The organism is Tissierella sp., from assembly GCF_052089545.1.
Taxonomy (GTDB): Bacteria; Bacillota; Clostridia; order Tissierellales; family Tissierellaceae; genus Tissierella_A.
In genome coordinates this window covers 1-13,615 of sequence record NZ_JBQDAA010000049.1, presented here as the reverse complement: position 1 = coordinate 13,615, position 13,615 = coordinate 1, and the positions used below count along the sequence as shown (strand labels likewise).

Genomic DNA, 13,615 nt, shown 5'->3' with positions numbered 1-13,615 from the left:
ACTTAAAAATAGATAACAATAAAATTATTTTGTTTATAAAAAATAAGTTATGCTAATTAGCCTAACTTATTTTTGTTTCTTCTACAAGTTCACTTATTAATTTTTTAACACTAGTTATTTTTTCTAATTTATAACCCTTTTTACCTATGAAGATAAGCCCGTTATCTATATCACCATTTACAGAATTTATAAGAGCTTGTGAAATACAATAAGGAGATGTTTTAGGATTACAAGGAGTAAGACAATTATAACATTTTGTAATCTTTTCTCTTCTTAAATTTACCCTTTCCATGAATGGATTTATTATAGCTTGACCTGGCATGCCAACAGGACTTAAGATGTAATTTATATCTTCCTTTTTAGCATCTACATATGCCTTTTTATATTCTATAGATGCGTCGCATTCATCAGTTGCTACAAATCTTGTACCCATCTGAACTCCATCTACTCCAAGACTTAAAAACCTTTTTATATCACTTCCATCAAATATACCACCTGCTGCTATAATTGGTATTTTTTGATTCTTTTTTTCTTCAAATGGCTTTAAAATTTCTATAGTATCTTTGACTATTGTTTCTAAATCTGGATATTTATCTCCTTCTAATTCTTCTAAAGAAAACCCTAAGTGCCCACCTGCATCTGGACCTTCCACTATCATTAAATCAGGCAAATAATCATATCTTCTTAACCATAATCTAGTTATAACAGCTGCAGCTTTAGGAGAGGATGCTATAGGGGCTATTTTTACATTTGTTCCCTTTATAAGTCCAGGTAATTCTTTTGGAAATCCTGCACCTGATATTATTAAATCTATTCCTTCTTCAACCGCAGCCTTAACCATTTCCTTATAGTTTTTTATAGCTACCATCAAATTTACTCCAAGTATGCCTTTAGGGCTTAGAGCCCTAGCTTTTCTAATTTCTTTTTTTAAAGCTCTTATATTTGCATTATCAGTATTCTTATCAAAATCATCTTCATTAAAACCTATTTGAACGCCAGATATTACTCCAATTCCGCCTTCGTTTGCAACAGCTGAAGCTAAGTTTGATAAAGACACTCCTACACCCATACCGCCTTGTATAATGGGTACACTTGCTATTTTACTACCAATTTTTAAAGTAGGTAGATTCATTAGACCAACACCTTTCTATACAAATTTTCTGATAAGACTACTCTTTATCAGAAATTGCAAACATGAACTCACCTTCACCAGCTAAATCTTCTCCTATATAAGCCTTTCCATATCCAATACCTATGGAACGTCTTAGTTTTGTTATTTCAACTTCCATTCTTAAAGTATCACCAGGAACTACTTTTTTCTTAAATCTAAATTTATTTATACCAGCAAAATAAGGTACTTTACCTTTGAAATCTGGATGAGAAAGAAGTATAACAGCTCCAACTTGTGCCATAGTTTCAACAATTAGAACACCGGGCATAACTGGCATACCAGGATAATGGCCTTGGAAATGAGCTTCATTTATAGTTACATTTTTATATCCAATACCTTTTACACCTTCTTCTAAGATTTCAACACGATCTACAAATAAAAAAGGGTATCTATGTGGAATAGTATTCATTATCTCTTCTATACCTAATATTTTAGACATTATGTCACCTCACTTTTAGTTTCTAAATATAATATGAAAATTATAATATTGATTGTTTTAGAATAATAATATATACTAATCTTTAAGTTTATATTTCATCTAATTATATTAATAATAATTGAAAAAGATAATTTTTGCAAATAAAATATAAACTAAAAGTATTTTAATATTTTTCTTATATAGTGTATAATGTATAGAGAAAGTTTATAACTTTAATTAGGAGGTGAAAACTTGGTTGGATATGGAGCAGGAATTACTGGAGTTGGAAGCTTTCTTCCAAAAAAGGTAATGACCAACAGTGATTTAGAGAAAATAGTTGATACTTCCAATGAATGGATTATTGAAAGAACTGGTATAAAAGAAAGAAGAATAGCCGAAGATGATATGGCAACTTCTGATTTATCTGCTATAGCAGCTCAAAGAGCTATGGAAAATGCAGGAATAGTTCCTGAAGATATAGATCTTATATTAGTGGCTACTATTACACCAGACCATTTGTTTCCATCAACAGCTTGTATGGTTCAAAAACATATAGGAGCTATAAATGCTGCAGCATTTGATATAAATGCTGGGTGTACAGGTTTTATATATGCACTTACAACAGCCAAAGCTTTTATCAAAAGTGGAATTTATAGAAAAATACTAGTTATAGGATCAGAAGCACTTTCGAAGATAGTAAACTGGAAAGATAGGAACACCTGTGTATTATTTGGAGATGGAGCAGGGGCTTGTATAGTAGAACCTTGTGAAGAAGGCTTTGGAATGATAGCAGAAGAACTAGGTTCAGATGGCAGAAAAGGTGATGTTCTTATAGTACCAGCAGGAGGTACAAGAAAACCAACTAGTTTAGAAACAGTAGAAGAAGGTTTAAATTTTATAGAAATGGATGGAAGAGAAGTTTTTAAATTTGCTGTTAGAATAATGGGAAAATCATCCAAAAGTGTTTTAAAAAAGGCGAATTTAAAAACAGAAGATATAGATCTTCTAATACCCCACCAGGCGAACATTAGAATAATAGATTCAGCATTAAAAAAATTAAATTTATCAAAAGAAAAAGTATTTGTAAATTTAGATAAATATGGAAACATGTCGGCAGCTTCTATTCCAGTAGCATTAGATGAAGCCTTAAAAGTGAAGAAACTTAAAAAAGGTGACAATTTATTATTAGTAGCCTTTGGTGCAGGACTTACATGGGGCTCAATTGTTTTAAAATGGAATAAGGAGGACTAGGATGTTTGAGACAAAGATTACAGATTTACTTGGGATAAAATATCCCATATTTCAAGGAGGAATGGCCTGGGTAGCTAACCATAATCTTGCAGCAGCTGTATCAAATGCAGGTGGCCTTGGGATTATAGCAAGTGGAAGCTTACCAGGAGATATAATAAGAGAAGAGATACGACAATTAAAAAAGCTTACTGATAAACCATATGGGGTAAATATAATGCTTATGAGCCCATATGCTAAGGATATTGTAGATATAGTCTGTGAAGAAGGAGTTCCTGTAGTAACTACAGGTGCGGGAAATCCAGGAAAGTATATTGAAAAATTTAAAAAGCATAATGTTAAAATCATACCTGTAGTACCTACTGTATCTTTAGCAAAAAGACTTGAAAGACAGGGAGTAGATGCAATAATTGGCGAAGGAACAGAAGCAGGAGGCCATATTGGAGAAATAGCTACTATGGCACTTGTTCCACAGATAGTTGATGCTGTAAATATACCAGTTATATCTGCAGGTGGTATAGCAGATGGTAGAGGTTTTATAGCAGCCTTAGCACTTGGTGCAGAAGGTGTACAACTTGGAACTAGATTTGTATGTTCTGCAGAAGCAGATGTTCACCAAAACTTTAAAGATGGAATTATAAAGGCAAAGGATAGGGATGCACTAGTAGCTGGGAGAAGTACTGGCCATCCTATTAGGGTGTTGAAAAACAAGTTCTCCAAAGAGTATTTAGAAGTAGAAAAAGCTGGGGCTTCTTTAGAGGAGCTAGGCAAGCTAAGCACTGGTAGATTAAAGTTAATTGCTCAAAAAGGTGATGCAGATAAGGGGTCTATTATGGCGGGTCAAATATCAGGATTGATAGAAGAGGTAAGAACTTGTCAAACTATAATAGATGATATAATAAATATCGGATCCCAAACTATTTCTAGACTATCACTTTTAAATGAGGTGAAAGAGGATGAATAAAATAGCACTTTTATTTCCCGGACAAGGAAGCCAATATATTGGGATGGGAAAAGATTTCTTTGAAAATTATAATGTTTCAAAAGAAGTATTTTTAGAGGCAGATGAAAGCTTAGATATGGACTTAAGTGGTCTTATATTTGAAGGAGATAAAGAAGAACTACAAAAAACTGAAAATACTCAACCGGCAATTCTTACTACTAGTATTTCTATATTAAAGGCATTAGAAAAAGAAGATATAGGGTATGAATATACAATAGGTCTAAGCCTTGGAGAATATTCAGCTTTAGTAGCAAGTGATGTTTTTAAATTTAAAGACGCTATAAAAATAGTAAGACAAAGAGGCTTATTTATGGAAGAAGCTGTACCTTCTAATAAAGGAGCTATGGCAGCTGTTTTAGGTCTAAAATTAGAAAAGATAGATATACTAATAGAAACATGTAAAGATAAGGGGCAAATATCAGTTGCAAATTATAACTGTCCTGGTCAAATAGTAATGACAGGAGAAAAAGCTGCTATAGACAAAGCAGTCCTAGTATCAAAAGAATTAGGAGCAAAAAAGGCAGTACTTTTAGATGTAAGTGGACCTTTCCATTCAAGTATGCTTGAAGATGCTGGAGAAAATCTCCAAAAAGAACTTTTAAAATATAAGGTAAATACTCCAAAAAAGAAAGTTGTTTCAAATGTAGATGCTAAGATTGTAAAAGATAAAGATGAAATAGTAGATAAACTTAAAAAACAAGTTAGCAATTCAGTTCTGTTTCAACAGTCTATAGAGCTTTTAATAGAAGAAGGGGTAGATACATTTATAGAAGTTGGTCCAGGTAAAAGTTTAACAAGTTTTGTAAAGAGAACAGCCAAATCTATAAAAAAGGATATACAAATATTTAATATAGAAAACATTGACTCCTTTAGAAAAACAATAGATAAATTAAAGGAGGGTCATAAATGAGTTTAGATGGAAAAATATCATTAGTAACAGGAGCAAGTAGAGGAATAGGAAAAGAAATTGCTCTTAAACTTTCAAAAGAAGGTTCTCATATAGCTTTTTTTTACGGAAGTAATGAAGAGAAAGCAAATGAGACAGTAAAGGAATTAGAAAAAAATGGTGTTAAGGCTATAGGTTTAAAAGTAGATGTTTCTAAAGAAGATCAAGTAAAAGACGCTGTAAAGAAAATAGAAAAAGACTTTGGAGCCATAGATATATTAGTTAACAATGCAGGTATCACAAGAGACAATTTACTCATAAGAATGAGTGAAAAAGATTGGACAGATGTACTTGATATAAATCTTAAAGGTGCTTTTTTAACTACTAAAGCAGTAGCTAGAAAGATGATGAAAAAAAGATATGGTAAGATTATTAATATATCTTCAATTGTAGGAGTAAGAGGAAATGTAGGCCAATCCAATTATTCTGCTTCAAAAGCAGGTATAATAGGATTTACAAAGTCTACAGCTCAAGAATTTGCATCTAGGGGAATAAGAGTAAATGCTGTAGCACCAGGATTCATTAAAACTGATATGACAGATGTCTTGAGTGAAGATGTAAAAAGTGAAATGCTTAAAAATATACCATTAGGAGATTTAGGAAAGCCAGAAGATATAGCAAACTTAGTTTTATTTTTAGCTAGTAGTAAAGCTGATTATATTACGGGTCAAGTTATAAACATAGATGGCGGAATGGTAATGTAGCTATATATAAGCAATATAAAACAAAAAATTAGGAGGAATATAAAATGACAATTGAAAAAGTAAAAGCTGTAGTAGCAGAACAATTAGACGCAGAGGTAGAAGGTATGGAAATGGAGACTTCTTTAATGGAAGATTTAGATGCAGATTCACTTGATGCTGTTGAGATAATAATGGAACTTGAAGATGAATTTGACATAGAGATTGCAGATGAAGAAGCAGAAGGATTTAAAACTATTGGAGACATTGTAAAATATATAGACGGAAAGATCTCTTAATTCCTAAGGAGGATATGATGAGAAGAATAGTAATAACAGGATTAGGATGTGTAACTCCTATTGGAATAGGTAAAGAAAAATTTTGGGAAGCTATAAAGACTGGAAAGTCTGGTGTAGCTCCCATAACCAGATTTGATACAACAGATTTTACAGCTAAGATTGCAGCTGAAGTAAAAGACTTTAAGCCAGAAGACTATTTGGATAAAAAAGAAGCAAAAAGAATGGATAAATTTACCCAGTATTCAGTTGTAGCTGCAAGGCTTGCCATAGAAGATGGAGAAATAGATTTAGATAAATTAAACAGGGATAATATAGGTGTGATACTAGGTACTGGTATAGGCGGAATAGAGACTTTTGAAAGAGAACACAAAAAACTTCTTGAAAGAGGACCTAAGAGAGTAAGCCCTCTGCTAATACCTATGATGATATCTAACATGGGAGCTGCGCAAGTGTCTATGGATCTAGGACTTAAGGGTTCTACAATGACTGTTACAACTGCGTGCGCTTCGGCGACCCATGCTATAGGTGAATCTTTTAGGATGATAGAAAAAGGAATCATGGATATGGTAGTAACGGGAGGATCAGAAGCTTCTATAACGCCTGTTTCAGTAGCTGGATTTTGTTCTATGAAAGCACTATCTACTAATAATGATAATCCTGAAGGTGCATCCAGACCATTTGATAAAGAAAGAGATGGATTTATCATGGGAGAAGGAGCAGGAGTAATAGTTCTAGAAGAATTAGAACATGCCCTTAAAAGAGGTGCAACTATCTATGGTGAAGTAGTAGGGTATGGATCAACTTCAGATGCCTACCATATAACACAGCCAGATCCAGAGGCTATGGGTGGCACTAATGCTATGTTGCTTGCTCTAGAGGAAAGAAATGTAGACTACAAGGAAGTAGGCTACATAAATGCCCATGGAACAAGCACTTATTTTAACGATAAACTAGAAACCATGGCAATAAAAAATGTATTTAAAGAAGAAGCAAAAAATATAAACATAAGTTCAACTAAATCTATGACAGGTCACCTATTAGGTGCTGCTGGTGGTATAGAAGCTATTGTATCTACCCTAGCTTTAAAAGAAGGAGTAATACCTCCAACTATAAACTACGATCACCCAGATGAAGAATGTGACTTAAACTATACACCAAATAAAATGGTAAAAAGAGATATAAAATATGCTCTATCAAACTCATTAGGTTTTGGTGGACATAATGCATCATTGTTATTTAAAAAATATGAATAGATAATGAAATAGGACTTTGAAATGAACAGCACCCTGTCAAGTAGACAGTGGAAATAAACAAAATACTTTAAGCAGCATGAGACCTATATTCAAATGGACTGGTAGTGTAAAATAATCTGTGCTTTTAGGAAATAAAAATCTCTTTTCTGGCAAGAATCAAAATATGATTTAAACTAGAAAGGAGAATTTTTATGTCAAATTTACCAAAAGAAGTTTTAAGAGAAATGATTACAGGAGGTAATTTACAGACAGCAGATGATCTACATTCATACCTAAAGGATATGTTTAAGGATGCTCTTCAAGAGATGTTAGAATCAGAGTTAGAGACAGAGCTAGGCTATGCAAAAGGAGATAAAAAGAATAAATACACTGATAACAGAAGAAATGGACATACTGAAAAAAATGTGAAGACAAAATATGGTGAGTTCCCGATAAATATACCAAGGGATAGGGATGCAAAGTTTGATCCAGTTGTAGTACCTAAAAATAAAAGAAATATATCAGGTATTGAGGAACAAGTAATTTCACTTTATGCAAGGGGTATGTCAACTAGAGATATTCATGATCAATTAAAAGATATTTATGGAATTGAATTATCAGCAGAAATGGTAAGTAAAATAACTGATAGCATTATTCCTAAAATAAAACAATGGCATAATAGACCTTTAGATGCAGTCTATCCATTTATTTTTATGGATGCAATTCACTATAAGGTTAGGGAAGATGGACAAATTAAAAACAAGGCAGCATATGTGGTTCTAGGTGTTGACTTAGACGGGTTTAAGGATATTTTAGGTATATGGATAGGGGAAAATGAATCATCTAAATTCTGGCTTGGAGTATTAAACGATTTGAAAAATAGAGGACTGGAAGATGTGTTAATATTTTGTGTGGATGGATTAACTGGACTAAAGGAAGCTATTAATGCTTCATATCCTAAAGCTGAAATACAAAGATGCATAATTCATCAATTAAGAAATTCTTTTAAATATGTAAGTTACAAAGACCTAAAAGAGTTTGCTAAAGACTTTAAAGAAGTTTATAAAGCAGTAAATGAGGAACTTGCCTTTTCAAATCTAGGAGAACTAGAAGAAAAATGGGGACATAAATATCCGCATGCAATAAAAAGCTGGGAAGCTAATTGGGAAGTCTTATCCCCATTTTTCAAGTACCCTAGTGAGATTAGAACTATAATGTATACAACAAATATTATTGAAGGATTCCATAGACAACTCAGAAAAGTAACTAAAACTAAAACCATGTTTCCGTCAGACCAGGCCTTAGAAAAAATACTTTTCTTAGCTAGCCAAAATGTAATAAAGAAGTGGAGTAGAAGATATAAAAATTGGGATCTAATACGAAACCAATTATCTATATTCTTTGAAGACAGAATCTAAATAAACCTTCCACAAGTTATGATTTAATTTTAAGAATCACTTTATTACAAGAAAAAATATAATAATATATGTTTACTAAGCATAGAATCTCATATTTAAAATTATTGCCAAAACTATTCATTTTAATGCATAAAATAAAATAGTTTTGGCAAAGATAAAATTAAGATATTAAATTGTAAGTTTTATCCATTTAATATTTCTTGTCAATTAGAGATAATATATCTTCTCTAAAGCACAAAGTTATTTACATTCTCAATGGACTCATGCTGTTTAATCTTTTTTGTAATCTTTTATTATTATAGAAGTTTATATAGTTTTCAATATCAGTTTTCAATTCCTCATAAGTGTTATATTTGCCTTTCAGATAATATCTTTCCGTTTTAATATTCCCCAGAAATTTTCCATTGGACCATTGTCAATACACTTACCAACCCTTGGTATTGTATGAGTTTATTTATATATTTGACATTGTTTTAAATCTTTACTACGATATAAATTATGGAAGCAGTAAAAAGCAATTTGATTAGATTTTATAAATATAAAAAATAGGGGGTTATTTAGTGAGAAGAAAGATTATTTCATTATGTATAGCATTTGTATTAATATTTCCAGTGATTTTTAGTAACTACTCATTTGCAGATGAGTTACAAGAGGAAGTAGTAGTTAGTAAAGAAAAAATAGATGACAACTTATCAATTGAGATTTTAAATGATGGTAGAGTAGCTCCTAGAAAAAGCTCAATTGAAATAAGCGAAGAAAATCTTGACACAATTTTAAAGAAGATAGGGTATGATGAAAATATTATAAATTCATGGGATATAGCTCGGAAAAGAAACTTTGTAAACAAAGGTGGAAAGGTTGTTGATACTGAGCTAGTTTCTTTAGAACATAATTATATTTCTAAAGATGGGAAAAAGCATAAAGTTACTTCGAATAATTTAAGTCGGATTCAGAAGATCCAATTAAGTGATCTAAAAAGCATTGGAATAGAAGGGGAAGAAGCAAAAAAACATAACCTTTTGAAAGAAGATAAAGCAAGGAAATCCTTTGAAACTTTTGGATATAAAGTAGTAGGCGACTGGTTTGGACAGATTTCAGTATTGTATTTAGGAGAAACATCTACACAATATAAATTTGGTATAACAGTAGATTATAATTGGGACAAAAACCCGGCTGCTAGAAATACTGATAGTGTAGGGTTGTTTTGGGGTAACATTGCTCAGCCTTTAGCAGGTACACACAGCGGAAAGCACGCTGCACTTATTAGTGGTCGTGGTTGGGTTACTAACAACCACGAAATTGATGTTGCTAGTACTTTAGGAGTAAGATCTCAGTTTAAACTTAACAGATCAACATGGGGAGGAGTTCCAACGAAACAAATGGGATTTCTAGAGCAATCTGTAAATGTTAATAAATCACGCGCTGGTCAAAAGTTAGCTATTTCTGGGAAATATGTTCATCCTTGGATTCCATCTGGCATAGGAATATCAATAGGAGCAGGTGGGCTCTCAATTGATGGTGCCTTAGATGGAATGGCTGATGATTGGTCTTGGCAAGTTAATTTTACTCCATAAACATTAATATAATATGATTGAGCATATAGATAGCATATACAACATAATAAATTATATATTGATTTTGAAGGGCAACCCCTTTTTGGACAAATTCATTCCCTCTTAGCTATAATTTAAAAATAGATTAATGAATATCAATTGTACAAATTATGTAATTAGCAAATAAAACAGGTGTGATATTTTGAAAAGAACAAAGATTAGTTTGGAAAATTTATCCGTAATCTTATTTATATTAATTTTACTTGTACCATCCAAATTTGATTATAATAAATGTTTAGAAACTGAGCGTAATATAAAAAAGTGATAAGTTATTCTATTATACTAAAGCTGGCATTAAAAGCTTTAATAGAAATCCTCATCGAAGAATTTTGATTTTCTGCAATAAGAGGACAAGGTTTGGAATATGTGAATAATAAAAAATTATTAGGTGATAATTCTTTGACTAGAGCATTTAGGGAATCAAATTTAAATGAGGGACTTAAAATTAAAATTTTAGAGGTTAAAAAGATGATTTTTTCTGTAGAAAAAAGAAATATCTTATGGAGCTTTTAATATAATTGAAGATAGTTAATTAACAATTTTTATATTCAACTTTTTAGATAATTTATATTTTGGAGTGATATTGTTGAAAAAAGTAATAATTTTTATTAGCGGTTTATTTATAGTTTCACTTATATTGGTTTTATTCTCTCCTACACCTTCAGAAGATTACTACTATAAGTGGTTAGAAGATGAATATAACATAAAGAGAACTATGGATAAAGATGGGTTTTATGATTACACGAAAGATGATATTAATATATCATTTAGTAATTCTAGTGCAAAATTAGGTGCAAAAGAAGAAAACTTTAAATATGAAAATGGTGAAACTTTGACTATTAGATCATACGGAATTTTTGGAAAGTTTTTTGAAATAGATGAAGATAGTGTTTTTTGGAAACTATTGTATCAATAAAAGATATTCGTACATTTTATAGTGAGGAGTAAATTTATTTATATAAGTTTGTCCAAATACAACTTATGATAAAATGTATAAAAAGCTACAACTATTGAAATCACAATATGGCTACACAGAAAAACAAGTAAATACTATAAGTTTAGATATATGTTTTCGAACAAATTAAATTGTTTTTTAGTTAAATAAGACTATTTATAGGGTATATATATATAATAATTCTTAAATTAGGTGAACACCTTAAAGTGCAATAAGACGTAAAGTCTCTAGTTACTATAAAAAGGGTATGGAGATAACGAAGCTGTTATTTCCATGCCTTTTATTTATTTAAATCTATATCAATTTCCTTACCAAGATATATTCCATCTTTGCTTACAATAGAGTCATAAGCTAGTATTTGAACACCATTGGAATTTGCAAGCTTTATAGCCTCTGAAAAGGCTGGATCCATTTTCCAGTTTAATTCAAAGACATTTGGACTTTTCATCTGTATTAGAAAGAAGATAATTCCTCTATAGTCTTCTTTCACTACTTCTATCATCTCAAGCATGTGCTTTGTGCCTCTGGAGGTAGGTGCATCTGGAAACATAGCAATCCCATCATTTTCTAAGGTTACACCCTTTACTTCGATAAAACCTTTTTGATTTTCGGATTCAAAGTATAAATCATATCTAGAATTTCCAAAGGAAACCTCTTTTTTTATAATTATCAAATTTTCAAGTCCTTTAATCCTATTATCCTTAAGTGCGTTAAATACCACATTATTTGGTATTTGAGAATCCATATTTATAAGTAGCCCACCCTTCCATACGGATATAAGTGAATACCTTGTTTTTCTATTGGGAACATGAGAACAGTCTTCTAATATTACTTTTGCACCCTTTACAAGTAGTTCTTTACATCTACCAGTATTTCTAACATGAACAGTTTCTTCTATTCCATCTATCAATACATTTGCAATAAATCTATTGGGTCTACTTAAAAATATAGCTTCAACAACTTTTGTATATTTCATAGATACTCCTTTTCAAACATAATATTTTCTTATAAATTATATCATAGAGAAATCAAATCTACAAAAATAAGGAGGAGTGATAAGTTATCTCAGAGGAAAACAAAACTTTAAATTTTAATATAGACAACCTAATGACCCTGATGGAGAATATGAATGTAGTGTTTATAATATAGAGATAGCAAGGGTTATAAATGGATTATATGAAAAAGATACAATAGAAATTAAAGTAATAAAAGAAGACGAAGAAAACAATAAATTTATAAATGTTGGAGAAGAATATATAATGTTTCTAGATACGTTTGAAACCATTCCAGCTTCACTACTAAATTTACAACAAGCTACGATCCTAACACATAGGGGAAATAGGACTTTGAAAATTCAAGGTCCTATTTTGTTGCAGAGGCATTAAAATCTTTTAAAGGTAAAAAACTTTAAGTTTCAACAAAAGTATGTATAAATTTCAACAAATACCAATATATGAATTATTTATATGTTACAGTAGTTTTAATACAAAAATTTAAAGAGTATGTGTAAAGAAACTTTTACTGAAAAGTTATATAGGTAAGGAGGGTTTATGGAAAATTAGAAGCCACTAGTGGCGTGGAAAGAGTAAAAAATTCTTTTATTAAGATGATTTTAGATAAATCGAAATTATATGTAAAAGTAAAAGAGGTTTAAGAGAACAGATGATATTAGATACATAGATATCATTGATATTAAGCAGTATTTTAATTGAAGAAAATGAAGACAATAAAAAAGAATTAGATTATAAATATAAAGGAAATAAGAAGTTTAGAACAAGATATATAATTTAAATATCTACTTATTAGTGCTATTTTGTACATAATTTAATTGCACTATAATTCCTGATAAGGCGTTATATGTGCAAATAATTAAATAATTAACAATAGGAGGAGAGTATTATGAAAAAAATGTTAGCAAGCTTAATTATCTGTTTTTGTGTTTTAATTTTTACAAATGTTGATCCTTTATATGCTAGTGATTATAAAGAATCAAATGTTATTGATGTATTTGATGTCATAGATAATCCAGAGGATTACGATGACACCAAAGTTATTATGCATGAGGATGTTTTTGCATATATTGAAGTTCTTCGTAATGATCCAAATATCAATAAAGAAACTAAAAAGGAATTAATTAATAGTACACTGCAAGACTCTAGAAACAAAGCTGTAAGTTATTCCTATGCTACAATAACTGAAACCGTAAAAGTTACTTCCTCATATAGTTGTCGTCCATATTTTTATACCAAATTTAAATATTCTGGTAGTCCTAATCCTTCTGCAATGGTACAAGTAGACTATGCAGATATTAATAGAAGTTGGAATGGTATATCAAAAATATTTGGTGGTAATTTACATTATAAACTAGAAACTTATAAAAGTTTATATTGGGATTTAAATGGAGATTTTTATAACAATGGTAGCACTACAGTAGGAACCTCTTTTAAAATAGGTATTGGTGAATCTTTTGCATTAACATTTGATGCTGGTTATGCGACTGATCATTATAAGTATATCCGTAAAACAGGAAGATATAAACCAGCTGGAATACTTAGTGTAGAGAGTTTATAAATATATTATACAAGCTTCCTGTGATACGATAAAAATAAGAAATCCTCACAAATAAATTAAG

The 13,615-nt window shown here is 30.8% G+C and carries 15 protein-coding genes; 11 read left to right on the top strand and 4 right to left on the bottom strand.

Features of this window, described 5'->3' with window-relative positions; all coding sequences use genetic code 11:
* Positions 1–61 precede the first annotated feature (61 nt).
* Complete coding sequence (locus tag ACTHW2_RS05440) at positions 62–1,132, bottom strand: NAD(P)H-dependent flavin oxidoreductase (protein WP_442262945.1); 1,071 nt, start codon at positions 1,130–1,132, stop codon at positions 62–64.
* A gap of 37 nt (positions 1,133–1,169) precedes the next feature.
* Positions 1,170–1,610, bottom strand: coding sequence for a 3-hydroxyacyl-ACP dehydratase FabZ (fabZ, locus tag ACTHW2_RS05435; RefSeq protein WP_442262944.1), 441 nt, complete (start codon positions 1,608–1,610; stop codon positions 1,170–1,172).
* 231 nt (positions 1,611–1,841) lie between these two features.
* On the opposite strand from fabZ, the gene ACTHW2_RS05430 reads away from it, so the two are divergent.
* The 7 genes from ACTHW2_RS05430 (at position 1,842) to ACTHW2_RS05400 (ending at position 8,415) form a co-directional block, all read left to right on the top strand.
* Complete coding sequence (locus ACTHW2_RS05430; RefSeq protein WP_442262942.1) at positions 1,842–2,840, top strand: beta-ketoacyl-ACP synthase III; 999 nt, start codon at positions 1,842–1,844, stop codon at positions 2,838–2,840.
* A gap of 1 nt (position 2,841) precedes the next feature.
* The gene (gene fabK, locus ACTHW2_RS05425; RefSeq protein WP_442262940.1) at positions 2,842–3,801 is read left to right on the top strand and encodes an enoyl-[acyl-carrier-protein] reductase FabK; all 960 of its coding nucleotides are present in this window, start codon (positions 2,842–2,844) and stop codon (positions 3,799–3,801) included.
* Complete coding sequence (gene fabD, locus ACTHW2_RS05420) at positions 3,794–4,750, top strand: ACP S-malonyltransferase (RefSeq protein WP_442262938.1); 957 nt, start codon at positions 3,794–3,796, stop codon at positions 4,748–4,750. Before fabK ends, fabD begins: the two co-directional genes overlap by 8 nt.
* Positions 4,747–5,490: a 3-oxoacyl-[acyl-carrier-protein] reductase gene (gene fabG / locus ACTHW2_RS05415; RefSeq protein WP_442262936.1), complete on the top strand. Its 744-nt coding sequence runs from the start codon at positions 4,747–4,749 to the stop codon at positions 5,488–5,490. The genes fabD and fabG overlap by 4 nt, the downstream gene beginning before the upstream one ends.
* A gap of 44 nt (positions 5,491–5,534) precedes the next feature.
* Complete coding sequence (acpP, locus tag ACTHW2_RS05410) at positions 5,535–5,765, top strand: acyl carrier protein (RefSeq protein WP_442262934.1); 231 nt, start codon at positions 5,535–5,537, stop codon at positions 5,763–5,765.
* 17 nt (positions 5,766–5,782) lie between these two features.
* The gene (gene fabF / locus ACTHW2_RS05405) at positions 5,783–7,018 is read left to right on the top strand and encodes a beta-ketoacyl-ACP synthase II (RefSeq protein ID WP_442262932.1); all 1,236 of its coding nucleotides are present in this window, start codon (positions 5,783–5,785) and stop codon (positions 7,016–7,018) included.
* 191 nt (positions 7,019–7,209) lie between these two features.
* Positions 7,210–8,415 carry an IS256 family transposase gene (locus ACTHW2_RS05400; RefSeq protein ID WP_442262930.1) on the top strand — a complete coding sequence of 402 codons (1,206 nt, stop codon included), beginning with the start codon at positions 7,210–7,212 and terminating at the stop codon, positions 8,413–8,415.
* Between the two features lie 244 nt (positions 8,416–8,659).
* Here ACTHW2_RS05400 and ACTHW2_RS05395 read toward each other — a convergent pair whose 3' ends face one another.
* Positions 8,660–8,800 (bottom strand): IS3 family transposase, encoded by a 141-nt coding sequence (locus tag ACTHW2_RS05395; RefSeq protein ID WP_442262946.1) that lies wholly within the window; start codon positions 8,798–8,800, stop codon positions 8,660–8,662.
* 175 nt (positions 8,801–8,975) lie between these two features.
* Between ACTHW2_RS05395 and ACTHW2_RS05390 the strand changes: the two genes are divergently transcribed.
* From ACTHW2_RS05390 to ACTHW2_RS05380, 3 genes are all read left to right on the top strand, one after another.
* Entirely contained in the window at positions 8,976–9,989 is a 1,014-nt protein-coding gene (locus ACTHW2_RS05390; protein ID WP_442262929.1) for a hypothetical protein, read from the top strand.
* A 405-nt stretch (positions 9,990–10,394) separates the two neighbouring features.
* Positions 10,395–10,541 carry a hypothetical protein gene (locus ACTHW2_RS05385; RefSeq protein ID WP_442262927.1) on the top strand — a complete coding sequence of 49 codons (147 nt, stop codon included), beginning with the start codon at positions 10,395–10,397 and terminating at the stop codon, positions 10,539–10,541.
* A gap of 73 nt (positions 10,542–10,614) precedes the next feature.
* Complete coding sequence (locus ACTHW2_RS05380) at positions 10,615–10,944, top strand: hypothetical protein (RefSeq protein ID WP_442262925.1); 330 nt, start codon at positions 10,615–10,617, stop codon at positions 10,942–10,944.
* A gap of 319 nt (positions 10,945–11,263) precedes the next feature.
* Here the strand turns inward: ACTHW2_RS05380 and sfsA are convergent, their stop codons facing one another.
* Positions 11,264–11,959, bottom strand: a complete 696-nt coding sequence (sfsA, locus tag ACTHW2_RS05375; protein WP_442262924.1) for a DNA/RNA nuclease SfsA — start codon at positions 11,957–11,959, stop codon at positions 11,264–11,266.
* Between the two features lie 923 nt (positions 11,960–12,882).
* Between sfsA and ACTHW2_RS05370 the strand changes: the two genes are divergently transcribed.
* On the top strand, positions 12,883–13,554 hold the full coding sequence (locus ACTHW2_RS05370) for a hypothetical protein (RefSeq protein WP_442262922.1): 672 nt from the start codon (positions 12,883–12,885) through the stop codon (positions 13,552–13,554).
* Positions 13,555–13,615: the final 61 nt, after the last annotated feature.